This is a genomic window from Bradyrhizobium sp. STM 3843, from assembly GCF_000239815.1.
In the GTDB taxonomy this organism is placed as follows: Bacteria; Pseudomonadota; Alphaproteobacteria; order Rhizobiales; family Xanthobacteraceae; genus Bradyrhizobium.
In genome coordinates this window covers 1-20,516 of sequence record NZ_CAFK01000271.1, presented here as the reverse complement: position 1 = coordinate 20,516, position 20,516 = coordinate 1, and the positions used below count along the sequence as shown (strand labels likewise).

The window sequence follows — 20,516 nt, the reverse complement described above, 5'->3', positions numbered from 1 at the left end:
GCCGGGCTTTTTGGCCACCATTGCCCATGCGATGCGAAGCATCGTCACGAGCGTGACACCAGCATCGGGGTGTCAGCACGCTGCGACTTCACGTCCGCAGCGAAGCCGCTCGTCCGCGCATCCCAAGACACGCTCCGGCTTCATCGCGGCCATCGCCTCCCCGCCTCGCGTGTCGTGACGATCGCGCGCAACGCCCCTCCGTGGTGAGACGGGATGAACCCATCAAACCATGATTTCTGAAAATCGTAAATAGAAATCTGCCCGACGGGCAAATTATGCATGGCGGATATGTCAACTGCCGTAGGGTGGGCACGCTTCGCTTTGCCCACCCTACAGTTTGGCTACAGTCCGTCGCCCTTCGGGCTATGGCGGACAGGTCGCTTCGCTTGGCAAACGCGGGACGACAGCACTCTGCGGCACAGGGGCGGCTGCGTTCAGCCGCCCCTGCCTGTCAATATGCACGACGATGATCGATTCAGGCCGCGCGCCGGATGGTTTCTTCCATGCGCTTTGTCGCATCCTCGGCCAGCTTGACCGACATGTCGGCCAATCTTCGGCTGCTCTCCAGAACATCGCCTACGGCCTCACGAAACAGATCACTCTGAAGCGCCGCGACGTCCTGCGGCGTCCGGCAATTCCACAACTCGTTCATACGCTGCATTGCATGCTCGATCTGATGTCGAACCAGCGCGAAATATTCCTGCGACATTCCGCCCATGACCTTGCTCGCCGCCGTGGCGGAGTAAAGGATGGTTTGAGCATTGCGCGTGGAGCGTTCGGTTGCCTGTTGCGCTTCGTCCCCGGTCAACCCGAGCGTGCGACCGATCTGCTCGGTCGAACGCCCCATGACTGCCGTTGTCATGTCCAGACCGAAACGGCACGCGTTCTGGAACGTCTCGGCATTTTGCTTCAGGAGATTGGCACCGGCGCGTGCCACCTCCTCGCCGGCCTCTGCGCTCATTTGTCCAATGCGGGCGGTCTGCTGCGCCGCACTTTGACCGATGCGCGCCGCCTGCTCGGTCGTCTTCTCACCGGCCTCCCGAGCTGCATCTGCCATATTCTGGGTAGACCGTTCCTCCTGGCGCGGATTTGCCATCTCTGCTTCTCCTTGGAATGTCCCTGATGTCTTTGTGAGCTCGGATCCTGTGCTGGCCCTTACACAGGTCCTGGCGAGCAACGCCATGTTGCCGGTACCGTTCCGCGCCGTGCTGAATTTTAGGTAAGGTTTGTGAATGACCGTAAAGCACAGCAGAACGCATCAGCCGGCGCGTACGATGGGTAGCACGCAGCGAACTGCCGCAGGGTGGGCAAAGCGCAGATGGCTCGACCGATCCTATAGGACGACCGTGAAGAAGAACGCGCCGCCTTCGATAGTCGTGCGACGATAATTTGGCGTGAGGCACTGTATCACGCTTTGCAGAGATGGGCACGCTGCGCTTTGCCCACCCTACAGTTTATCGTCGTATCCTCCTACTCCGCCGCCATTTGGCGCGGGGCCGGCGGCGGGTTGGCGAGGTCGGCGGCGAGCTGGGCGTAGCGCAGCTTGGCGTCCTGAACCGCCTTCTCCTTCACCGGGCCATAGCCGCGGATCTTGTCCGGCAGCGATAACAGCTCGACCGCGATCTCGACGTTGGCCGGCGACAACAGGTTGAGCACGGTGCCGACGTCCTTCTCGTAACCGGCGATCAGGTCGCGTACCATTTTCCGCTCGGCCGAATGGCCGAAGATGTCGAGCGGCGTGCCGCGCAGGCCCTTCAGCTTCGCAAGCAGACGGAACAGCTTCATCATGCCCGGGCCGAAGCTGCGCTTTTTCGGCCGCCCCTGCGCATCAAGCCCGGAATTGAAGATCGGCGGCGCCAGATTGAAGCTGATCTTGTAGTCGCCCTCGAACGCGTCGTGGAGCTGCTTCTCGAAATTGCCATCGGAGAACAGCCGCGCCACCTCATACTCGTCCTTGTAGGCGAGCAGTTTGGCGTAGTTGATGGCGACGGCGCGGGGCAGCGCCTCGCCGTAGCCGCCCTTGTCGGCGGCCTCGCGGACCTGATCGACCAGCTTGCGGTAGCGCTTGGCAAGGCGCGCATTCTGGTAATCCGTCAGCAACGCCGTGCGGTGCGCGATGATCTCGTCGAGCGACATCGCCTCCAGCGATTTCGGCGCCGCGGCCTCGTCATGACCGGTCATCATGGCTTCGAGACGTGCGGCATCGACCACCGCGAGCCGGCCGAGCCGGAACGCCTCGGTGTTCATCTTGATCGCGACGCCGTTGATCTCGATCGCCTTCTCGATCGCCTCCGCCGAGAGCGGCAGCAGCCCCCGCTGATAGGCATAGCCCATCATCATCATATTGGTGGCGATGGCATCGCCGAGCAGCGCTTCGGCCGGCCTGGTGAAGTCAACGAAATCGGAATCCTTGCGCAGCGCCGTTTCGAGGACGGTGGTCACTCTCCGGTTCTGGAAATTGAAATCGCGGTTGAGGACGAAATCCGCGGTCGGGATCAGGTGGCTGTTGATGACCCCGTGGGTGCGCTCCGCATCGCACAAGGTCAGCGTCTCCTTCGACCCGGCCACGACCTCGTCGGCCGCGATCACGAGATCGGCGGTGCCGGTGACGATGCGCGAGCAGGTCACATCGGCGGTATGCTCGGAGAGCCGCACATGGCTGAGCACCGCCCCGCCCTTCTGCGCCAGGCCCGACATGTCCAGGATCATCGAGGCCTTGCCCTCGATATGCGCGGCCATGCCGAGCAGCGCGCCGATGGTCAGGACACCGGTGCCGCCGACGCCGCCGACCGCGATGTTATAGGGGCGACCGAGCGACGGCTTGGTCGCGGGCTCCGGCAGCGCACCGATCTCGCCGAGCTCGGCCGGCGCGCGCGAGCGCGGCTTGCCGCCGTCGATCGTGACGAAGGACGGGCAGAAGCCCTTCACGCAGGAATAGTCCTTGTTGCAGCTCGACTGGTTGATGACGCGCTTGCGTCCGAGCTCGGTCTCCAGCGGCTCGACCGAGATGCAGTTCGACTGCACCGAGCAGTCGCCGCAGCCTTCGCAGACGGCCGGGTTGATGAAGACGCGGCGCTGCGGATCCTCCATCGTACCGCGCTTGCGGCGGCGGCGTTTCTCGGCGGCGCAGGTCTGCACGAAAACGATGGCCGAGGCGCCCTTGGTCTCGCGCAGCGTCTTCATGACCTGGTCGAGCTCGTCGCGATGTGCGGTCTTCACGCCCGGCGCGATCGTGTCGGGCGGATAGGCATCCGGGTTTTCCGAGACCAGATAGATCTCGCGGATGCCTTCGGCATGAAGCTGGAAGGTGATCTGCTGCGGCGACAGGTCGCCATCATGACGCTGGCCGCCGGTCATCGCGACCGCGTCGTTGTAAAGGATCTTGTAGGTGATGTTGGCCTTGGAGGCGATCGCCTGGCGGATCGCAAGGCTGCCGGAGTGGAAATAGGTGCCGTCGCCGAGATTGGCGAAGATGTGCTTCTCGTCGGTGAACGGCGCGATGCCGACCCACGGCACGCCCTCACCGCCCATATGGGTGAAGGTCTCGGTGTTGCGGTTCATCCACAGCGACATGAAGTGGCAGCCGATGCCGGCCATCGCGCGGCTGCCTTCGGGCACCTTGGTCGAGGTGTTGTGCGGGCAGCCCGAACAGAAATATGGCGTGCGCGCCACCGGCGACGTCAGCTGCACCTGCGATGCGTCGCGACCGTTGAACCAGTCGGCTTTCGCACGCAACATTTGCGCAATCTCAGGATTGAGATCGAGCCGCAGCAGGCGTTCGGTCAGCGAGCTCGCCAGCGAGGCGACGGACAGCTCGGCGGCGAAGGGAAGGAATCGCTTGTCGTGGTCGTCCATCTTGCCGATGATGCGCGGACGGACGTCGTCGCGCCAGTTGAACAGCTCCTGCTTGACCTGGTTCTCGACGATCTCGCGCCGCTCCTCGACGATGAAGATCTCCTCCAGGCCGACCGCGAACTGCCGCACACCTTCCGGCTCCAGCGGCCAGGGCATGCCGATCTTGTAGAGCCTGAGCCCGATCTTGGCGGCGACCTCTTCCGTGATGCCGAGCTCGCGCAGCGCCTGGCGGATGTCCTCATAGCTCTTGCCGGACGCCATGATGCCGTAGCGCGCGTTCGGCGCGTCCATCGTGACGCGGTTGACCTTGTTGGCGCGGGCAAAGGCAATGGCGGCAAAGCCCTTGTAGTCCTGCAGGCGGCGGTCCTGCTCGAAGCGGTCGTCCGGCCAGCGCAGATTGAGCCCGCCCGGCGGCATTTCGAAATCAGTCGGGATCACGAACGGCGTCATCTCGTCATTGAGATTGATCTCGGCCGTGGTCTCCACGGTCTCGGTGATCACCTTCATGCCGACCCAGCAGCCGGAGTAGCGCGACATCGCAATGCCGAGCAGGCCCATCTCGATCATCTCGTGGATCGAAGACGGATAGAGATAGGGCATCAGCGCGGAGATGAAGGCGTGGTCCGACTGATGCGGCACGGTGGAGGATTTGGCGCCATGGTCGTCGCCGGCGAGGCACAGCACGCCGCCATTCCTGGCGGAGCCCGCCGCGTTGCCGTGGCGGAAGACATCGCCGCAGCGGTCGACGCCGGGACCCTTGCCGTACCAGATGCCGACCACGCCGTCATATTTTCCGCCGGGCGAGAGGCTGAGCTGTTGCGAGCCCCAAATCGCGGTGGCCGCCAGGTCCTCGTTCACACCGGGCTGGAACTTGATGTTGTACTGCTCGAGATGCTTGCGCGCCGAGAACAGCTGCTGGTCATAGCCGCCGAGCGGCGAGCCGCGATAGCCCGAGATGAAGCCGGCGGTGTTCAGCCCGGCAGCGCGGTCGCGCCTGATCTGCGCCATCGGCAGCCGCACCAGGGCCTGGATGCCGGTCAGGAAGATGTGGCCGGTATCAGCGGTATATTTCTGATCGAGGTTGATTGCGCTCTCGTTGAGTCCCATTCCACCCTCTTGGCCTCTTGGCCAGCTTCATCCTGTTGCGCTTGCAGATCCCGGCTCGACGGACGGCGGACCCGCGCGCTTGTCACCATAATCTATGTCGGTCCTCCCGATGCATGCACCAGGAATCTCGATGCATTTGTAATCTAACAGCAAATCGCAATTTCATGGCTGCGGGCGCACGCCCCGTTGCGGTTTCTGTCGCCAAAGCCGGTGCGCGCGAAACGGCGTGACGCTCGCTTTCGCGCGCCACTCCGCTATAACGAGGCGACAGGGTTATCAGCGCATGAAGAGCTGGCGGGGCATGCGGGCGATTCTGCTGGGCGTTTTATTGTGCAGTGCATCCGTGGCGCGCGCCGACCCCGGCGAGGAGATCGCACGCGGCGAAATGCTCGTCACCGTCGGCGACTGCGGCGGCTGCCACACCGCCGATCCCAATCAGCCGTTTGCCGGCGGAAAGCGGATCGAGACGCCGTTCGGGGCGATCACCGCCCCCAACCTCACCTCCGACCGTGACACCGGCATCGGGGCCTGGAGCGACGATGATTTCCGCCGCGCGCTGCGCGAGGGCGTCGCGCCGAACGGTACGCGCTACTACCCCGTCTTCCCCTACCCGCATTTCACCAAGCTGACGCGCAATGACATCCTGGCGATCAAGAGCTACTTGGCCTCGCTGCCCGCGGTCAGCAACAAGGTCGCAGCCCCGGAGCTGCGCTTTCCCTACAGCTTCCGGCCGCTGCTGCGGCTATGGAACTATGCGTTCCTCAAGCCCGGCCTGTTCGAGCCGGATCAGAGCAAGAGCACCGAATGGAATCGCGGTGGCTATCTGGTCGAAGGCATCGCGCATTGCGGCAACTGCCACACGCCGAAAAACCTGTTCGGCGCCGAGAAGCGCCAGCGGGCCTATGGCGGCAGCCGCATCGCCGGCTGGTTCGCACCACGTCTGGACAACGCGCCGCGCAGCGGGCTTGCGCGCTGGAGCACCGACGACATCGTCGATTACCTGACGACCGGCCGCAATGCGAAGAGCCATGCGGCAGGCCCGATGGCCGGCGTGATCGCGCGCTCCACCTCCAAGATGGACCCGGCCGACCTGCGCGCGATCGCGGTCTATCTCAAGGCGCTGCCGACCGGGCGGGAACCCAACGTGTCGCCGGCGTCCGACGCCACCATGATCGCGGGAGAGACCGTCTATGCGCGCGCCTGCATCGGCTGTCACCAGGCTGATGGCAGCGGCGCGGCCGGTCTCACGCCGCCCCTGCCCGGCAACGCGCTGTTGCAGTCGGATGACCCGCTCAGCACCTTGCGCGTGCTGCTCGACGGCGCGCAGGCTGCGAACCTGCCACAAGCCCCGAACGCCAAGCCGATGCCGGCCTATGCGCGCGAGCTCACCGATCAGCAGATCGCCGACGTCGCAAGCTACATCCGCAATGCCTGGGGCAATGCAGCGCCCGCCGTGAGCGCGGACGAGGTGCGGCGCGCAAGACGCTGATCCTCATTTGCGCTCCTCTTTGGGCTCCTCGGCGACGAAGACGAATTTCGGCATGTTCCATTTGTAGCGGATCGCGAGCAGCCGGAAGCTCAGCCCGAACAGGAACGTCATGGCCGTCCACAGTTCGCCATTGGCGTTCAACGCAAAGCCGGTGGCATAAACGAGCCCGGTCAGCAGCGACACGCTGGCGTAGAGCTCGGCGCGGAACAGGAGCGGCACGTCGTTGCACAGGACGTCGCGCAACACGCCTCCGGCGCAACCCGTGATCACGCCGGCGACGATTACGATGCCGAGCGGAACGTTCATCTGCCAGGCCACGTCGCAGCCCGCCATCGTGAACACCACCAGCCCGATCGCGTCCAGCAGCAGGAAGGCTGCGGTCAGCCGATGCACCAGGCGCGCCATCGCGATGGTCACGAACGGCGCAAGCACTGTGAGTGCGAGATAGGACGGTCGCTCGACCCAGACCAGCGGATAGTGGCCGAGCAGCACGTCGCGCAGCGTGCCGCCGCCGAGCGCGGTGATCGCACCGAGCAGGCAGACGCCCATCCAGTCCATGCTGCGACGCCCGGCGGCCAGCGCCGCCGTCATGGCCTGCGCCGCCAAGGCGACCCACGACAACAAATGCAGCACGCTATCCGACGGCGGCAGGTTCCACATCGCGCTCTCCCGGTGCTCCGACTCGTTTTGCTGGAACCTAAAGCGCTCGGATCATGCTGGCGAGGGCGACGGAACAGCGCGGGTTCCGGGGAACGGATCAGCGCAGGCGCTGGTTGTCCCGCCACTTGAAAGAGGAGATGGACATGGCCAACGAGCGTTTCCCAAACGATCCCTATCGTCCCGACATCAATCGTCCCGATCTGAATCGTCCGGATATGACGGACGCCGAGTACAATCGCGCGGCCAGGCTCGACAGCCAGATGCAACCCGATCCGGAGCTGACCGAGGGCCGGTCCTCGAGTGGCAGGATTGCGGCCTATGCGCTTGGCATCGCGATCCTGCTGGGCGCGGTGTTCTATGGCTTGAGCAGCTCGAACAACCACGACCAGGCCAGCAATCCGCCGCCGACCAAGTCGGCCGCCACGCAGCCGGCCCCGAACAGCCCCGCGCCGAACACTGCGCCTGGCGTAACCACGGGTGCGGCCAACAAGCAGGCATCCCCGCCGCCGTCGTCGCAGCAGGGCAGCTCGAATGTGGACCAGTCGGCGCCGCAACCGACCGGACAGAACAACGACACGCACTGACATCCGGTTTGCGTGCGCGCGCGGCGGTGATCATGTCACCGCCGCGTTTTCTGTGCCGTGAGTTAGGACGACCCAAACAGCTTGTTCAGCTCGCCGCCGCCATAGCCGCCCGCGAGCTCGGCGAACGTGCCCTGCTCGGCCATCTCTTTTGCCGCGCGCATGAAGCCGGCCCAGGCCACACGCGCCAGCGACCCACCGACGCTGATGCGGCGCACGCCAAGCGCTTCGGCCTGCTCGCGCGACAGGCCGGACCCGCCGATCAAGAGATTGACCGGCTTCGGCGCCACGGCCTTCACCACGGCCTCGATCTCCTCCCGCGTCTTGATCCCAGGCGCATAGAGGCAATCCGCGCCCGCCTCGGCATAGGCGGTGAGCCGGTCGATCACGAGCTTGAGGTCCGGCTGGCCCCAGAGAAAGGCCTCGCATCGGCCAGTCAGCAGCACGTCACCTCCGGCGACATCGATCGCGCGCCGCGCGGCCTTGATGCGCGCGATCGCGAGCTCGCGCGCATAGAGCGGATTGGCCTTGTCGCCGGTGGAATCCTCGATCGACAGGCCCGCGATCCCGGTGGCGGCGGCACGGGTCACATTGGCCGCGACGCCGTCGGGCTCGTGCGCGAAGCCGCCCTCGAAATCGGCGTTGACGGGAATGTCGACGCCGGCGGCGAGCGCCGCAAGATGCGCGAGCACCTCGTCCACGGTGACGCGGTTGTCCGCCTTGCCGATCGACCAGGCGAAGCCGGCGCTGGTCGAGGCGATCGCCTTGAAGCCGAGATGCTGCAGCGCTTTCGCCGAGCCGACATCGAACGGGTTCGGCAGCACGAAGCAGCCACGCTCGTGCAGCTTGCGAAAGGTCGCGCGTTTGTCTGCAGTCGAGACCGTCATATCATCCTCCCTGTGCTTGAGGCGGCAAGATAGCCGTGCGCTCAATCGGCCGCCACCACCTGGCGCAGGAAGCTGCGTTGCTCTGCGAGAATGAGCTTGTGGTCCTGTGCGAAGGTGAAATTCGCGCGCCCCTCTTCGTCGGCGCGCAACATGGCTCTGTAGCGCTCATACGCGGCAAGGCTGTCGAACGAAATCAGGCCGAAGGCGATGTTGTTGGTGCCCTCATGGGGCATGAAGTAGCCGATCAGCTCGCCGCCGCAGCGCGGGATGATGGTGAGCCAGCGCTCCGCATAGTGCTCGAACTTGTCGCGCTGGAACGGATCGATCTCATAGCGGATGAACACGGTGATGGTCATGGGCAGCCTCCATTGAATTGCCGTGTCTGCAATCTAGCCGCTTGTCGCGCATCAACGCTTCGGCTATGATCGAAGCATGAAATCAGGACCCGACATTGCCATGGTCGCCGCCCTGGTCGGCGATCCCGCGCGCGCCAACATGCTGACGGCGCTGCTCTCGGGCCGCGCGCTCACCGCAACCGAGCTCGCGCAGGAGGCCGGCGTCACGCCGCAGACTGCAAGCTCGCATCTGGCGAAGCTCGAGACCGGCGGCCTGATCGAGCCGGAAAAGCAGGGCCGCCACCGCTACTATCGCCTTGCGGATGACGACGTCGCCGATGTGATCGAGCGGCTCGCGGGCTTGGCCGCGCGCGCCGGCCATATGCGGGTCAGGACCGGGCCGAAGGAGCCGGCGCTGCGGCGCGCCCGCATCTGCTACGACCATCTCGCCGGCGATCTCGGCGTGCAGATGCTCGACAGCATGACGAACCAGAAGCTGGTGCGCCATCGCAAGCAGGAGATCAGCCTGACCCCGGAAGGCGAACAGTTCCTGGCAGCGCGTCTGCAGATTTCGCCCGACATGCTGGCTCATCCGCGCCGTCCGGTTTGCAAGGCCTGTCTCGATTGGAGCGAGCGGCGCCATCATCTCGCCGGCACTCTCGGCGCTGCGCTGATGCGGCGCTTCACCGAACTGAAATGGGCGGCACGCGATGCGACGCCGGGCAGCCGCGTGGTCAATTTCAGCCGCAACGGCGAGAAACATTTCGCCGAGCTGTTCGGACCTGCCAAGAGCTGACAATCACGCGCAGTTTAGCTGCGCGCGAATGAAGTTGCCCCTATCTGAGAAACGCTCGTCGGCTTCGCGTGTTGATGGGCGATCTGCAACGCTCCCCGATTGCCGGACTCTCAATGACCCGCTTTGTCTTCGGCGCGCTGTGCGCCGCCTTGCTCGCGACCTCCTCTCTGCCCGCGTTCGCCGCCGAGACGCCGCCGCGGGAGCCTTACGGCATCAACCTCGAGGGCTTCCCCTACCCTTATCCCGTGCAGCTCTTCCCGGTCACCAATGACGGCGAGCAGCTGCAGATGGCCTATATGAACGTCGCGCCGGCGCAGCCGAACGGCCGCACCGCTTTGCTCCTTCACGGCCGCAATTTCCCCTCGAGCTATTGGGCGCCGGTGATCAAGACGCTGACGGACGCCGGCTTCCGCGTCGTGGTGCCCGACCAGATCGGCTTCGGCAAATCCTCCAAGCAATCCGGCGATCTGCATTTCGACACGCTCGCCCGCAACACCATGGGCCTGCTCGATCATCTCGGGATTGCCAAAGCCGAGGTGGTCGCACATTCGACCGGCGGTATGCTCGCGGTCCGCATCGCGCGCGCCTATCCCGACCGGGTCACGCATCTGGTCCTGACCGCGCCGATCGGGCTGGAGGATTACCGGCTCTCGGTGCCACCCGTTCCAACCGAGAAGATTCTCGAGGCCGAGGACAGGCTAACCGCGGAAGGCTATCGCAAGCAACTCGAGACCAACTACGCGTTAAAGCTGCCGCCGGACCAGGTGACGCCCTATATCGAGGCGCGCTTCAACATCAAGGGCAGCGCCGATTATCCGCGCTGGCTGCGCGCCTTCGTCGCCTCCTACCAGATGATCTATCGCGAACCTGTCGTCCACGAGATCCCGCTGGTGTCGCAGCCGACGCTGTTCATCATGGGGGCTGACGATCACAACGCGCCGGGACGTCCCTACGCGCCGGAGGCGCTGCGGGCGAAGATGGGCAAGAATGCCGAGCTTGCGGTCGCGCTCGCCAAGCTGATGCCGAACGCCCGCGCCGAGGTCATCCCGGACACCGGGCATCTCGTATTCCTGGAAGCGCGGGACAAGTACGACGCGCTGCTGCTGGACTTTCTCGGCAAGTAGCAAAAGATGAGGCCATGATCGAAAGCTGTCAGTGAGAGGCACTGGCAGCTTTCGATCGTCTCTCACGGCGCAGTTCAGCTTACCAGTTGCGGAAGCAACGCTTGCCGAAGGGGCCGCTGTGCCAGCCGGGCGGGCAGTTGTAGAGCGGGCGGCAGGCACCATAGGGGCCGCGATGCCAGCCCGGGCCGCAGCCCTGTGCGACCAGAATGATCTCGCCGGACGAGGCCGCCTGATCGATCGCCGGCACGATCGGCGCCAGCGGCGCGGCCTGCGCGCCGGTGAGGCCGAACAGGCCGAGGCCAAGGGCCAAGGCAGAAGCAGCAAGCATCTTCATCGATACGTCCTTTTCTGTGAGCGCGCCGGAAGCGGCGGTTCAAGGGTTAGGTCAGGTGATGGCGACTTAGGTTCACTGACGCCTGCCGTGACGCAGGCTCACCAATGGCGATGCCAGTGATGGTGATGCCAACCGTGATGGCGGTGATGCCAGCCCCAGTGACGATGGTGCCAATGATGGTGACGCCAGCCCCAGTGGTGACCGCGGCCATGATAGCCGTGATGGCCCCAGTGAACCTGTTGCGGCGCGAGCTGGCCGACCTCGTCGGCCGTCGTCAGCGCCCGTTGCACGTTATCGGTGACCGCAGCCGGCGCCGTGTCGGCGAGCGGCGCAGGCGACAGCGGCGCTGCGCTCGACGGGGTCGCGACCATTGCGGCGCCTGCGGCGACCGTACATCCCAAGGCGATTGCGAGATTCAGAAAGCTCCGACGGTCCATGTCGTCCTCCGTGAGAAGTCCAAGCAGATCGAGCGCAAGCTTGGGCGCCACCACCTGAATGCGCGCTGAACTGCGCGGGCCAGATGACAAAGATTTCATGGTTCGACCTGGTACCGTAATCTGGGACCGGATGCCGGAACATCACCGCCGGATCCTGTTAGTCATGTGCCGCTCTGCATCGACTACTTCGAAAACGTCTCCGCCACGACGAAGCTCTCGCGCGTGCGCGCGACATCCGGCCAATCGCTGTTGAAGTCGGCAATCAGTCGGTGCATCTCGGCACCGCCGATGGCGCGCTCCATCGCCGCGACGTCATCGAACTCGTAGAGCGCCTGGTGCACTGCAGGATCGGTGAGGCTCCACAACCGCCACGCTTTGCACGCGCCAAAACTCTTGACGCGTCCGGCAGGTGAACATCGCGATACCAACGGTCGAACGCGTCACGCTTTGCAGCATCGCTGACGGTCGCGCGAACAACGAAGATGGCGGTGGGCATCGGTTTTCTCCGATCAGTATGAGAGATCATCCAGCCGTGCCGTGCTGAACCGCCAGCGTTCGTCACGAAGCCTGGAACTCGACCAACCGCCACGAAGCGACGATGCTGGACGACCGGCCTGACATGGGCACATCGCGGTGATCGCGACGCCGACAGTCTATCGCTCGATCGACCCGATGAGGTAGAAGGTCTGCGGGAGCAAAATACCGCGCGAAGAGGATCGAACCTCGGCGCATCAAGGGGAGGTATGGACCATGCGTCGGATCGCAACGGCCGCAATCGCGACCGCCTGCCTGCTGCCAACGTCCTTCATGCCGGCGCCGCTGCGGGCCGAGGTCATCAAGTTCGAGGTCCTCGAACGAATGCCGGCTTTCGCCGGGCGCAGCTTCGGAGCGGTCGGCGGCTACGAGCGGATCACGGCAAAGGCCACGATCGCGCTCGACCGANGACGATCGCAACGCGGTCATCGTCGATCTGGCGCAAGCGCCGCGCGACGCCGACAGCCGCGTCGAGGCCACCGCCGACGTCGTGATCCTGCGTCCCACCGATCCGAGCCACGGCAACGGCACGTTGTTCGTGGAGGCTCCCAATCGCGGCCGCAAGCTCGCGCCGCAACTGTTCGATGATTCCCCGCAGCCCGGCGCCACCCGCGCCGAGACGCCGGACGACGCCGGCATCGGTTTCCTGCACCGGCAGGGCTACACCATGGTCTGGGTCGGCTGGCAGGGCGATATTCCCTCCAAGCTTCCTGGCTCGATGGCGCTGACCGCGCCTGTGCTGAAAGGCGTCACGGGACCTGCCCGTGAGGAGGTCGTGTTCGACAACACGACGAGCCCCGCCCGCACCACGTTGACCTGGCCGGCCGCCGATCCCGCCAATCTCAATGTCACCGTGCGTGCGGCCTGGGCGGATCCATGGCAGACACCGCCAGGACTTGCGGCAAGGCTGATCGATCCGGTGACCGTCGAGATCACGAGACCAGAGGGGTTCGACGCAGGCGCGATCTATGAGATCACTTATACCGCGCGCGATCCGGTGCCGCTCGGCATGGGCTTTGCCGCCGTGCGCGACATCACCAGCTTCCTGCGGCGTGACACCACATCGGCGAACCCGCTGCTCAACGGCCTGCATCCCAGCGTGAACCGCACCATCGGCTTTGGCATCTCACAGTCCGGCCGCTTCCTGCGCGACTTCCTGTATCTCGGCTTCAATGAAGACGAGCACGGCCGAATGGTGTTCGACGGCCTGATGCCCCACATCGCGGGCACGCGGCGGATGGCGACCAATATGCGGTTCGGCCAGCCCGGCCGCGTGCCACGCCATCCGCAGGATCCGGGCTGGATGGCCGACCAATTTCCGTTCACCTATGCCACGCTCACCGATCCGCTCTCCGGCCGCACCGACGGCCTGCTGCGGCGCTGCGCGCTGTCGTCGACCTGCCCGAAGGTGATGCAGACCGACACCGAGCTCGAATGGTGGTCGTCCCACGCTTCGCTCCTGGTGACCGATCTCGCCGGCGATCATCTCGACCTGCCCGACAATGTTCGCGCCTACATGATCGCCGGCACGCCGCATTTCGCCGAGCCCAGCGACCATATGCGGTCCGACAACAAGGCGCTGGCGCTGCCGCAGAACCCGATGCATGCGGGCGCACCGCTGCGCGCGCTGCTCACCGATCTGCAGAGCTGGATTTCGGACGGCGTCCCACCGCCCTCGAGCCGCGTGCCGATGCGTTCGCAGGGCACGCTGGTCGCAGCCGAAGGCGCAGTGCCGACGAACATCCCCGGCCTGCCGTATCGCGCCCAATATCTGCCTGACGTGGTCTCCGACCAGAGTGTGCTGCCGCCAAGGGAGATCGGGCGCTATCCCGTGTTCGTACCCAAGACGGACGATGACGGGCTCGCGATTGCGGGCGTGCATATGCCGGCGATCGCGGTCCCGCGCGCGACCTATACCGGCTGGAATCCGCGCGCGCCGGGCTACGGCGCCGGCGCGCTCTATCCGCTGCAGGGCGCGGTGGTGCCGTTCGCACCGACCGAAGCGGCGCGAAAGGACGCCAACGATCCCCGCCCCTCGATCGAGGCGCGCTATGCCAATGACGACGCCTACGTCGCGGCCGTCGGTCGCGAGAGCGCACGCGCCGTGGCCGAACGTCTGCTGCTGCCGGAGGACGCGGAGCGATCCGTCGAGGCCGCGCGCAAGGGCACGCTGGCGAAGCTTGCTCCTTAGCGGAAACCGGCGGCCAGCCCGACCACCTGGCCGTCGAGGCCGTTGAAACCGTGATGGCCGCGGGCCTCGCAGGGATCGCCCTGCTCCGCGCCGCCTGACAGCCAACGCACCCGGGCACGACCGCCGGACCATTTGATGAAGGGATCGACGCCGGCCGGCAGCGTGAACTTGCAGGCGTCATTGGTGTGATGAATGATCAGCGTGCGCGGCAGCGCCGACGGCGAACCGAGGATCGACATCACGTTCGATGAGCTGCCAGACTCCTGGCTGAGGAAACCCGAAGTCAGCACCAGCGCATCCGGTCGGGCACCGCCGGCGATGCCTTGCGCCGCCCGCAAGGTGCCGCGGCTGGTCGCGATCACCGTGACCGGCCGCTTGATCGCAGCCATATAATCGACCGCGGCCTTGAGGTCGGTGCCGTAATCCGCGACCAGTACGGCCAGACCGTGCGCCGCATAGGCATTACGGGTGCGGACCAGCTGATTGCCGAGCAGCCCGTGGATGTCGCCGTGGTCGCCGACATTGATGGCGCCATCGCCGCCCGGCAGCAGGATCACGCTCGCCCGCACCGCGGCCGGCCTGATCAAGGCCGCGCGCGAGCCGCCGACCGTGACCGTCTCATCGGCCATGGCGGCCGCAGTCGAAAACAGCAGGAGCAGTACGGCAGTCAGAAAAGCATTCTTCATCGCAAAATCCCCCATAAAAAACAGATCGACCGCTCCAAAAACATCAGCCCGCCGGAGCCGGCTTGTCTGCTTCCGCTGGCCGCAGCAGAAGCTGGGCCGCGGCGGAGAAGACACGCCTACGCATCAGCACGGTGGCGATGAGGCCGGTGATGCCAGAGGCCGCCAGAATCATGGCAACGATAATGAACTGATAGATGCCCGCATAGACCGGGCTCGCGCCCGATACCACCATGCCGGCCATGACGCCGGGAATCCAGACCAGACCAAGCGACTTCATCATGTCGAGCCGCGGCAGCAGGCTCGCATAGACGGCGCTTCGGAGGTAAGGCGCGACCGTGACCGCAGGTTCGGCACCGAGCGACAGCGCCGCCTCGACCTGGCCGACATGGGCGGTGACCTCGGCGCGGAAGCGCTCGATGGCTTGCGCACAGGAATTCATTGCGTTGGCAATGATCATGCTGCCGACCGGCACCAGCATCGCCACCTGCGAGCGCAGGCTGCCGGTGGCCAGCATGGCGGCGAGCACGATTCCCGCGCCGGCCGCGATCGACCAGAAGCAGAGCATCAGCGCGCCGCCCATGCCCTTGATCCGGCCCGCCGCAGTCACGGCCGCGGCGCCCGTCATCAAAAGCAGGATCAGCGCACCGATCAGGAGGCTGCCATTGAGCAGCACGGCGAGCACGATGCCGACCAGCACCATCTGCACCAGGCCTCGCAACAGCGACACTGCCGCCTCGCGCTCCACGCGCACCGCCTGCCAGCGGCACAGCAGCACGACCGCGGCACACAGCGCGATGGCGCCGGCAGCCTGCGCGAGCCCCACCATCACGTCGTGGCCGATCATGTCCCGCAGCTCAGCCAGCATGCAGCACCTCCGCGGTCGGGCCGATCGTCACCAGTCTTCCCGCCTCCATCAGCATCGTCCGCCCTGCCATGCGCTCGGCCTGCGCCCGGTTATGGGTGACGATGATGCAGGTCATTTGACGTTCGCGGACGATGCCGAGGATCAGCTCCTCGATGCCGCGCACCAAAGCCTCATCCAGCGCCGAGGTCGGCTCGTCCAGCAGCAGCACCTCGGGGGCGTTGGCCAGCGTCCGGGCCAAGGCCACGCGCTGGGCTTCGCCGCCGGAGAGATGACCGATGTCGCGATCCGCGAAGCCGGCGAGCCCGACGCGTTCGAGCAGCGCGACAATATTGTCGTGCGGCAGAACCTGGCCGCGCTGTCTGGGGCCGAAGCCGATGTTCGCGGCGACCGTGCCGGGAAACAGATAGGCCGTCTGCATCACCATGCCGACGCGCCGCCGCAGCTCCTGCGGGGCGATGGTGCGGTAATCGATGGATTGCAGCAGCACCGTGCCGGAGGTCGGCTCGTCGAGCCGGTTGAGTAGTCGCAGGAACGACGATTTGCCGGCGCCGGAGGGGCCTACCACCGCGACGATCTCGCCGCGCCCGATCTGCACGCTGACGTCGCTGACGAGACGGCGTCCGCCGATCTGCCGTGACAGGTGCCTCGTTTCGAGCGCGCCTGGCGGCAGCCTCTCGCTGCGTTCTGGAAATTGCGCCGACAGGCCTGCGCCACCGGGATCTTTGGATGGGGCGGTTGTCGTCACGCAGCGTCCTTCAATCCGAAGCGTCGGTCGGAACACGGCGCCAGCGCGCCTGCGGCCGATCCACGGCCGCGACACGTCCATTATGCACGGATTGACGCTGCAGAGAAATGGCGCGCGGACAGCTCGGCTCTCGCGCGCAAGAGCCTCGACGACGGGTTTGAAGAGGACGAGGCCCGGAGTGCCTAGGAGTCCGGGCCTCGTCACAGGAACGCCCCGGCAATGCAAGGCGTTCCGTGTTGCTTAGGCTGTCGCGATCAAGCTGTGTTGATATGACTCAAGTTGACGCCGCCGGAGCATGCCGGGGGCTTCCGCGCATGAGATCAGCCGGGCTCAATAGCAGCGGGTGATGTTGACGGTGTGCTCGCCGCCCCGTCCAGGGACCTTCACGGTTTCCGTCGGACAGCTCAAGACGTAGGGATGATCGGACGGTGTGACATTCGGCGGATAACGGTGCGCCCAGTCCCACGGCACGTCCTCGGTGTAGGTGTAGTGAACATCCGCCGGGCCCTGCGCCGGCGGCGCCTCGGCGGCCGGGGCGCCATCGTAAGGACCGTAGGCGTAGGAGTCGTCGCCGAGCCAGAACCCGCCATTGACGAAGCCGCGATGGAGGCGAAACGCGCGCGCGCCATGCACGTGGCCTGCGACATGGGCGGGAGCCCCGCGCGCGGCGCCGGCATTGACCGCGCCTCCAGACCGTGCTGCGGCCGCTTCCACCGAAAGGATCAGCGCCGCAGTGGCGAGACAGGCGGCAAGTGCCCAGGATGTTCGATACGACGGTCTACGCAACATGGCACACATCCTAACGCTTGTGACTGACCACCCCCCGGACGGAAGCTAGGCCGCCTTGGCCGGGTCCCGCAAACCCATCGTTAAGGAGTGGTTAACGCGCAAGCTTAGCGCCGGAACCGCCGGGGCGCCAGAGCACCGGCATAGCCTCGCGAAGCCACTTCGACCGCGGGGACGACGTCTGACGCTGTCGCAACCATCAGGTCGGGGTGGCACCGTCGGGCGCCAGCAGATCGTTATAGTCAGGCACTTTCCGCATCAGGCCGCGGATGAAATCGCATTCCACCGTGAGCTTGCGCCCCTGCGCCCTGACCGCATCGAGCGCGGCACGGCCAAGCTTCGAGCCGACGCCGCGGCCGCCGAGCTCCGGCGGCACCTCGGTATGAACAAGCGTGATCGCGCCCGGCGACTTCCGGTAGGTGACGAAGGCGGTGACGCCGTCAACCTCGAGCTCGAAGCGATTGGCGGCCTCGTTGTCGCGAAATGCGTCCATCGTCTTGCACTCCTCCCCCAATATTTGCGGTGCAGACGTTGGCCGCCTGCCCCTTGTTATAACGGCAGATTGTCGTGCTTCTTCGCCGGCATCTCCATCTTCTTGTCGCGGAGCATCGCGAGCGCGCGGGCGATGCGGCGGCGGGTCGAATGCGGCATGATAACGTCGTCGATATAGCCGCGTTCCGCCGCGATGAAAGGCGACAGGAACCGGTCCTCATATTCCTTGGTGCGCGCGGCGATCTTGTCCGGATCGGCCATGTCGGCGCGGAAGATGATCTCGACCGCGCCCTTGGCGCCCATGACAGCGATCTGCGCGGTCGGCCAGGCGTAGTTCATGTCGGCGCCGATCTCCTTGGACGCCATGACGTCGAAGGCACCGCCATAGGCCTTGCGGGTGATCACGGTCACCAGCGGCACCGTGCATTGCGAGTACGCGAACAACAGCTTGGCGCCGTGCTTGATCAGCCCGCCATATTCCTGCGCGGTGCCCGGCAGGAAGCCGGGAACGTCGACGAAGGTGACGATCGGGATGTTGAAGGCATCACAGAAGCGGACGAAGCGCGCAGCTTTCCGTGACGCATCGCTGTCGAGCACGCCCGCCAGCACCATCGGCTGGTTGGCGACGAAGCCGACGGTGCGGCCCGCGATGCGACCGAAGCCGGTGACGATGTTCTTGGCGAAGGCCTCCGAGATCTCGAAGAAGTCGCCCTCGTCCACGACCTTCAGGATCAATTCCTTCATGTCGTAGGGCTTGTTCGGATTGTCGGGGATCAGCGTGTCCAGCGACATGTCGACCCGCTCGATATCGTCGAAGCTCGGCCATTCCGGCACGCCGTCAGAGTTGTTCGCGGGCAGGAAGTCGATCAGCCGGCGCATCTGCAACAACGCCTCGACGTCGTTCTCGAAGGCGCCGTCCGCGATCGAGGACCGCGTCGCATGCACCGAGGCGCCGCCGAGCTCTTCGGCCGTCACCACCTCGTTGGTGACGGTCTTGACCACATCGGGCCCGGTCACAAACATGTAGCTGGTGTTCTTCACCATGAAGATGAAGTCGGTCATGGCCGGCGAATAGACATCGCCGCCGGCACACGGCCCCATGATGACCGAGATCTGCGGGATCACGCCCGACGCAATGACGTTGCGGCGGAACACATAGGAATAGCCGGCGAGCGCCGCGACCCCCTCCTGGATGCGCGCACCACCGGCGTCATAGAGGCCGATGATCGGCGCCCGCGCCTTCATCGCCATGTCCTGCAGCTTGGTGATCTTGAGCGCGTGCGTCTCCGACAGCGAGCCGCCGAACACGGTGAAGTCCTTGGCGAAGACGAAGGTCTTGCGGCCGTTCACGGTACCCCAGCCGGTGACGACACCGTCGCCCGGCACCTTGGTCTTCTCCATGCCGAACTCGGTCGAGCGGTGCTCGACGAACATGTCGAACTCCTCGAAAGATCCCTTGTCGAGCAGAAGCTCGATGCGCTCGCGCGCGGTCAGTTTGCCGCGGGCATGCTGCGCCTCGATGCGCTTTTCGCCGCCGCCCAGGCGTGCACCCGCCCGCCGCGTCTCAAGGGTGTCCAGGATGTCCTTCATGCGTCTCCGCCCAATGCCGGTCTCGTGATATTGGGGTGCGTTCTAACACGGCAGTTTCGGAGCCGGAAAGCGGGTTTCGGCAATGCCGATCCGCATCCCACAGAGGGGAATTGGCAGGAAAATCATGACCATGTCTGCGCAGCCGCAAGCGGTTTTCAAGGCGACAAGAGAGGTACCCGGCGCGGTCCAGGGCGGCGTCAAGGTGCTGTTGCGGCTGGAGGGGCTCGCGCTGCTGGCCGGCGCCGTCACTTTCTACGCGCTTTTCGGCAGCTCCTGGTTGCTGTTCGCGCTGTTGTTTTTCGCCCCCGATCTGAGTTTTGCCGGCTATCTCCTTGGGCCGCGGCTGGGTGCGGCCATCTACAACGCCGTCCACATCACCATCCTCCCGGGCGCCCTGCTCGCCCTGGGCCTCGTGCTGGAAGACCCGCTCGCGACAGCGCTGGCGACGATCTGGCTCGGCCATATCGGCTTCGACCGCGCCCTCGGCTACGGTTTGAAATATCAGGACGGGTTTGGCTTCACCCATCTCGGGCGGATCGGCCGCGCCGGAGCGCACCCTTCCTCGTGAGACGCCCGGGCAAGCCCGGCGGGAGCTGCGCCAGCTGCACCCTCGGCGCCGCAACGCACCCGCCCACGATCCGAAGACGTTCTGATCCGATGTGCTGGACGACAGGTGACACGACATGACGGTCATAGGCTCGCGATCCCGCGGCGGCTTGCACCCGGGTTTTGCGTCAGGTTGTCCTCTTCTCGTTGAAGAAGAGGCGCAGGGAAGACCGGACCTCGACTGAGGCCCGTGGCCCGCCTGCGAAGAAAATGCAGGCGGCAGGTACCACAGGTCCAGCCGGACGGACCCGGCCTTCCCTGCGCGACGGTTTGAACGGCTTATACGTGATCTCCCCGGGGACCGGCTTGATTGCCCCCGCCCGCGCGAAGCGAAGCTTCGTCGCGTCAGCGACAACGCGCGTTCCGCGCGTTGCGCAGGTCTCAGCACCGGGAGACCAGGACCACACGATTTCGCC

General features: G+C 65.4%; 19 protein-coding genes and 1 pseudogene. 6 read left to right on the top strand and 14 right to left on the bottom strand.

Features of this window, described 5'->3' with window-relative positions:
• Positions 1-475: 475 nt before the first annotated feature.
• A complete protein-coding gene (locus BRAS3843_RS27705; RefSeq protein WP_008972437.1) occupies positions 476-1,096 on the bottom strand; it encodes a phasin family protein in 621 nt (206 codons plus the stop codon).
• Positions 1,097-1,470: 374 nt separating this feature from the next.
• Complete coding sequence (locus BRAS3843_RS27700; RefSeq protein WP_008972436.1) at positions 1,471-4,962, bottom strand: indolepyruvate ferredoxin oxidoreductase family protein; 3,492 nt, start codon at positions 4,960-4,962, stop codon at positions 1,471-1,473.
• Positions 4,963-5,263: 301 nt separating this feature from the next.
• Here BRAS3843_RS27700 and BRAS3843_RS27695 point away from each other — a divergent pair, with 301 nt between their 5' ends.
• The gene (locus BRAS3843_RS27695) at positions 5,264-6,451 is read left to right on the top strand and encodes a c-type cytochrome (RefSeq protein ID WP_035982997.1); all 1,188 of its coding nucleotides are present in this window, start codon (positions 5,264-5,266) and stop codon (positions 6,449-6,451) included.
• A gap of 3 nt (positions 6,452-6,454) precedes the next feature.
• On the opposite strand, the gene BRAS3843_RS27690 is transcribed toward BRAS3843_RS27695, so the two are convergent.
• Entirely contained in the window at positions 6,455-7,111 is a 657-nt protein-coding gene (locus BRAS3843_RS27690; RefSeq protein ID WP_008972434.1) for a trimeric intracellular cation channel family protein, read from the bottom strand.
• A 143-nt stretch (positions 7,112-7,254) separates the two neighbouring features.
• Between BRAS3843_RS27690 and BRAS3843_RS27685 the strand changes: the two genes are divergently transcribed.
• Positions 7,255-7,695: a hypothetical protein gene (locus BRAS3843_RS27685; protein ID WP_008972433.1), complete on the top strand. Its 441-nt coding sequence runs from the start codon at positions 7,255-7,257 to the stop codon at positions 7,693-7,695.
• 62 nt (positions 7,696-7,757) lie between these two features.
• Here BRAS3843_RS27685 and BRAS3843_RS27680 read toward each other — a convergent pair whose 3' ends face one another.
• Both BRAS3843_RS27680 and BRAS3843_RS27675 read right to left on the bottom strand, forming a co-directional pair.
• Positions 7,758-8,579: an isocitrate lyase/phosphoenolpyruvate mutase family protein gene (locus BRAS3843_RS27680; protein WP_008972432.1), complete on the bottom strand. Its 822-nt coding sequence runs from the start codon at positions 8,577-8,579 to the stop codon at positions 7,758-7,760.
• Between the two features lie 41 nt (positions 8,580-8,620).
• A complete protein-coding gene (locus BRAS3843_RS27675; RefSeq protein ID WP_008972431.1) occupies positions 8,621-8,935 on the bottom strand; it encodes an NIPSNAP family protein in 315 nt (104 codons plus the stop codon).
• 76 nt (positions 8,936-9,011) lie between these two features.
• Here BRAS3843_RS27675 and BRAS3843_RS27670 point away from each other — a divergent pair, with 76 nt between their 5' ends.
• Complete coding sequence (locus tag BRAS3843_RS27670; RefSeq protein WP_175361157.1) at positions 9,012-9,710, top strand: winged helix-turn-helix domain-containing protein; 699 nt, start codon at positions 9,012-9,014, stop codon at positions 9,708-9,710.
• Positions 9,711-9,823: 113 nt separating this feature from the next.
• On the top strand, positions 9,824-10,834 hold the full coding sequence (locus tag BRAS3843_RS27665) for an alpha/beta hydrolase (protein WP_008972429.1): 1,011 nt from the start codon (positions 9,824-9,826) through the stop codon (positions 10,832-10,834).
• A gap of 79 nt (positions 10,835-10,913) precedes the next feature.
• On the opposite strand, the gene BRAS3843_RS27660 is transcribed toward BRAS3843_RS27665, so the two are convergent.
• The 3 genes and pseudogenes from BRAS3843_RS27660 to BRAS3843_RS27650 all read right to left on the bottom strand — a co-directional run bounded on the left by BRAS3843_RS27660 (position 10,914) and on the right by BRAS3843_RS27650 (position 12,101).
• Positions 10,914-11,168 carry a hypothetical protein gene (locus tag BRAS3843_RS27660; RefSeq protein WP_008972428.1) on the bottom strand — a complete coding sequence of 85 codons (255 nt, stop codon included), beginning with the start codon at positions 11,166-11,168 and terminating at the stop codon, positions 10,914-10,916.
• 98 nt (positions 11,169-11,266) lie between these two features.
• On the bottom strand, positions 11,267-11,704 hold the full coding sequence (locus BRAS3843_RS27655; protein WP_008972426.1) for a hypothetical protein: 438 nt from the start codon (positions 11,702-11,704) through the stop codon (positions 11,267-11,269).
• An 83-nt stretch (positions 11,705-11,787) separates the two neighbouring features.
• Positions 11,788-12,101 (bottom strand): annotated as a pseudogene (locus BRAS3843_RS27650) (hypothetical protein).
• A 528-nt stretch (positions 12,102-12,629) separates the two neighbouring features.
• On the opposite strand from BRAS3843_RS27650, the gene BRAS3843_RS27645 reads away from it, so the two are divergent.
• Positions 12,630-14,330 (top strand): alpha/beta hydrolase domain-containing protein, encoded by a 1,701-nt coding sequence (locus tag BRAS3843_RS27645; RefSeq protein ID WP_008972423.1) that lies wholly within the window; start codon positions 12,630-12,632, stop codon positions 14,328-14,330.
• Here the strand turns inward: BRAS3843_RS27645 and BRAS3843_RS27640 are convergent.
• From BRAS3843_RS27640 to BRAS3843_RS27615, 6 genes are all read right to left on the bottom strand, one after another.
• Positions 14,327-15,016, bottom strand: a complete 690-nt coding sequence (locus tag BRAS3843_RS27640; RefSeq protein WP_008972422.1) for an alpha/beta hydrolase — start codon at positions 15,014-15,016, stop codon at positions 14,327-14,329. The genes BRAS3843_RS27645 and BRAS3843_RS27640 overlap by 4 nt on opposite strands.
• A gap of 43 nt (positions 15,017-15,059) precedes the next feature.
• Positions 15,060-15,881: an ABC transporter permease gene (locus tag BRAS3843_RS27635; protein ID WP_201768871.1), complete on the bottom strand. Its 822-nt coding sequence runs from the start codon at positions 15,879-15,881 to the stop codon at positions 15,060-15,062.
• Positions 15,871-16,626, bottom strand: coding sequence for a phosphate ABC transporter ATP-binding protein (locus BRAS3843_RS27630; protein ID WP_201768870.1), 756 nt, complete (start codon positions 16,624-16,626; stop codon positions 15,871-15,873). The genes BRAS3843_RS27635 and BRAS3843_RS27630 overlap by 11 nt, the downstream gene beginning before the upstream one ends.
• Before the next feature lie 330 nt (positions 16,627-16,956).
• Complete coding sequence (locus BRAS3843_RS27625) at positions 16,957-17,415, bottom strand: hypothetical protein (RefSeq protein WP_008972419.1); 459 nt, start codon at positions 17,413-17,415, stop codon at positions 16,957-16,959.
• 196 nt (positions 17,416-17,611) lie between these two features.
• Positions 17,612-17,905 (bottom strand): GNAT family N-acetyltransferase, encoded by a 294-nt coding sequence (locus BRAS3843_RS27620; RefSeq protein ID WP_008972418.1) that lies wholly within the window; start codon positions 17,903-17,905, stop codon positions 17,612-17,614.
• A gap of 56 nt (positions 17,906-17,961) precedes the next feature.
• On the bottom strand, positions 17,962-19,494 hold the full coding sequence (locus BRAS3843_RS27615; protein WP_008972417.1) for an acyl-CoA carboxylase subunit beta: 1,533 nt from the start codon (positions 19,492-19,494) through the stop codon (positions 17,962-17,964).
• Positions 19,495-19,624: 130 nt separating this feature from the next.
• Here BRAS3843_RS27615 and BRAS3843_RS27610 point away from each other — a divergent pair, with 130 nt between their 5' ends.
• Positions 19,625-20,062, top strand: coding sequence for a DUF4260 domain-containing protein (locus BRAS3843_RS27610; protein WP_244425488.1), 438 nt, complete (start codon positions 19,625-19,627; stop codon positions 20,060-20,062).
• Positions 20,063-20,516 lie beyond the last annotated feature (454 nt).

Excerpts from the sequence above, each read along its gene's own strand:
- BRAS3843_RS27640 (WP_008972422.1), bottom strand. The coding sequence starts at position 15,016 with ATGAAGAATGCTTTTCTGACTGCCGTACTGCTCCTGCTGTTTTCGACT.
- BRAS3843_RS27655 (WP_008972426.1), bottom strand. The coding sequence starts at position 11,704 with ATGAAATCTTTGTCATCTGGCCCGCGCAGTTCAGCGCGCATTCAGGTG.
- BRAS3843_RS27665 (WP_008972429.1), top strand. The coding sequence starts at position 9,824 with ATGACCCGCTTTGTCTTCGGCGCGCTGTGCGCCGCCTTGCTCGCGACC.
- BRAS3843_RS27670 (WP_175361157.1), top strand. The coding sequence starts at position 9,012 with ATGAAATCAGGACCCGACATTGCCATGGTCGCCGCCCTGGTCGGCGAT.
- BRAS3843_RS27690 (WP_008972434.1), bottom strand. The coding sequence starts at position 7,111 with ATGTGGAACCTGCCGCCGTCGGATAGCGTGCTGCATTTGTTGTCGTGG.
- BRAS3843_RS27610 (WP_244425488.1), top strand. The coding sequence starts at position 19,625 with ATGTCTGCGCAGCCGCAAGCGGTTTTCAAGGCGACAAGAGAGGTACCC.
- BRAS3843_RS27660 (WP_008972428.1), bottom strand. The coding sequence starts at position 11,168 with ATGAAGATGCTTGCTGCTTCTGCCTTGGCCCTTGGCCTCGGCCTGTTC.
- BRAS3843_RS27695 (WP_035982997.1), top strand. The coding sequence starts at position 5,264 with ATGCGGGCGATTCTGCTGGGCGTTTTATTGTGCAGTGCATCCGTGGCG.
- BRAS3843_RS27685 (WP_008972433.1), top strand. The coding sequence starts at position 7,255 with ATGGCCAACGAGCGTTTCCCAAACGATCCCTATCGTCCCGACATCAAT.
- BRAS3843_RS27700 (WP_008972436.1), bottom strand. The coding sequence starts at position 4,962 with ATGGGACTCAACGAGAGCGCAATCAACCTCGATCAGAAATATACCGCT.
- BRAS3843_RS27615 (WP_008972417.1), bottom strand. The coding sequence starts at position 19,494 with ATGAAGGACATCCTGGACACCCTTGAGACGCGGCGGGCGGGTGCACGC.
- BRAS3843_RS27625 (WP_008972419.1), bottom strand. The coding sequence starts at position 17,415 with ATGTTGCGTAGACCGTCGTATCGAACATCCTGGGCACTTGCCGCCTGT.
- BRAS3843_RS27635 (WP_201768871.1), bottom strand. The coding sequence starts at position 15,881 with ATGCTGGCTGAGCTGCGGGACATGATCGGCCACGACGTGATGGTGGGG.
- BRAS3843_RS27620 (WP_008972418.1), bottom strand. The coding sequence starts at position 17,905 with ATGGACGCATTTCGCGACAACGAGGCCGCCAATCGCTTCGAGCTCGAG.
- BRAS3843_RS27705 (WP_008972437.1), bottom strand. The coding sequence starts at position 1,096 with ATGGCAAATCCGCGCCAGGAGGAACGGTCTACCCAGAATATGGCAGAT.
- BRAS3843_RS27675 (WP_008972431.1), bottom strand. The coding sequence starts at position 8,935 with ATGACCATCACCGTGTTCATCCGCTATGAGATCGATCCGTTCCAGCGC.
- BRAS3843_RS27680 (WP_008972432.1), bottom strand. The coding sequence starts at position 8,579 with ATGACGGTCTCGACTGCAGACAAACGCGCGACCTTTCGCAAGCTGCAC.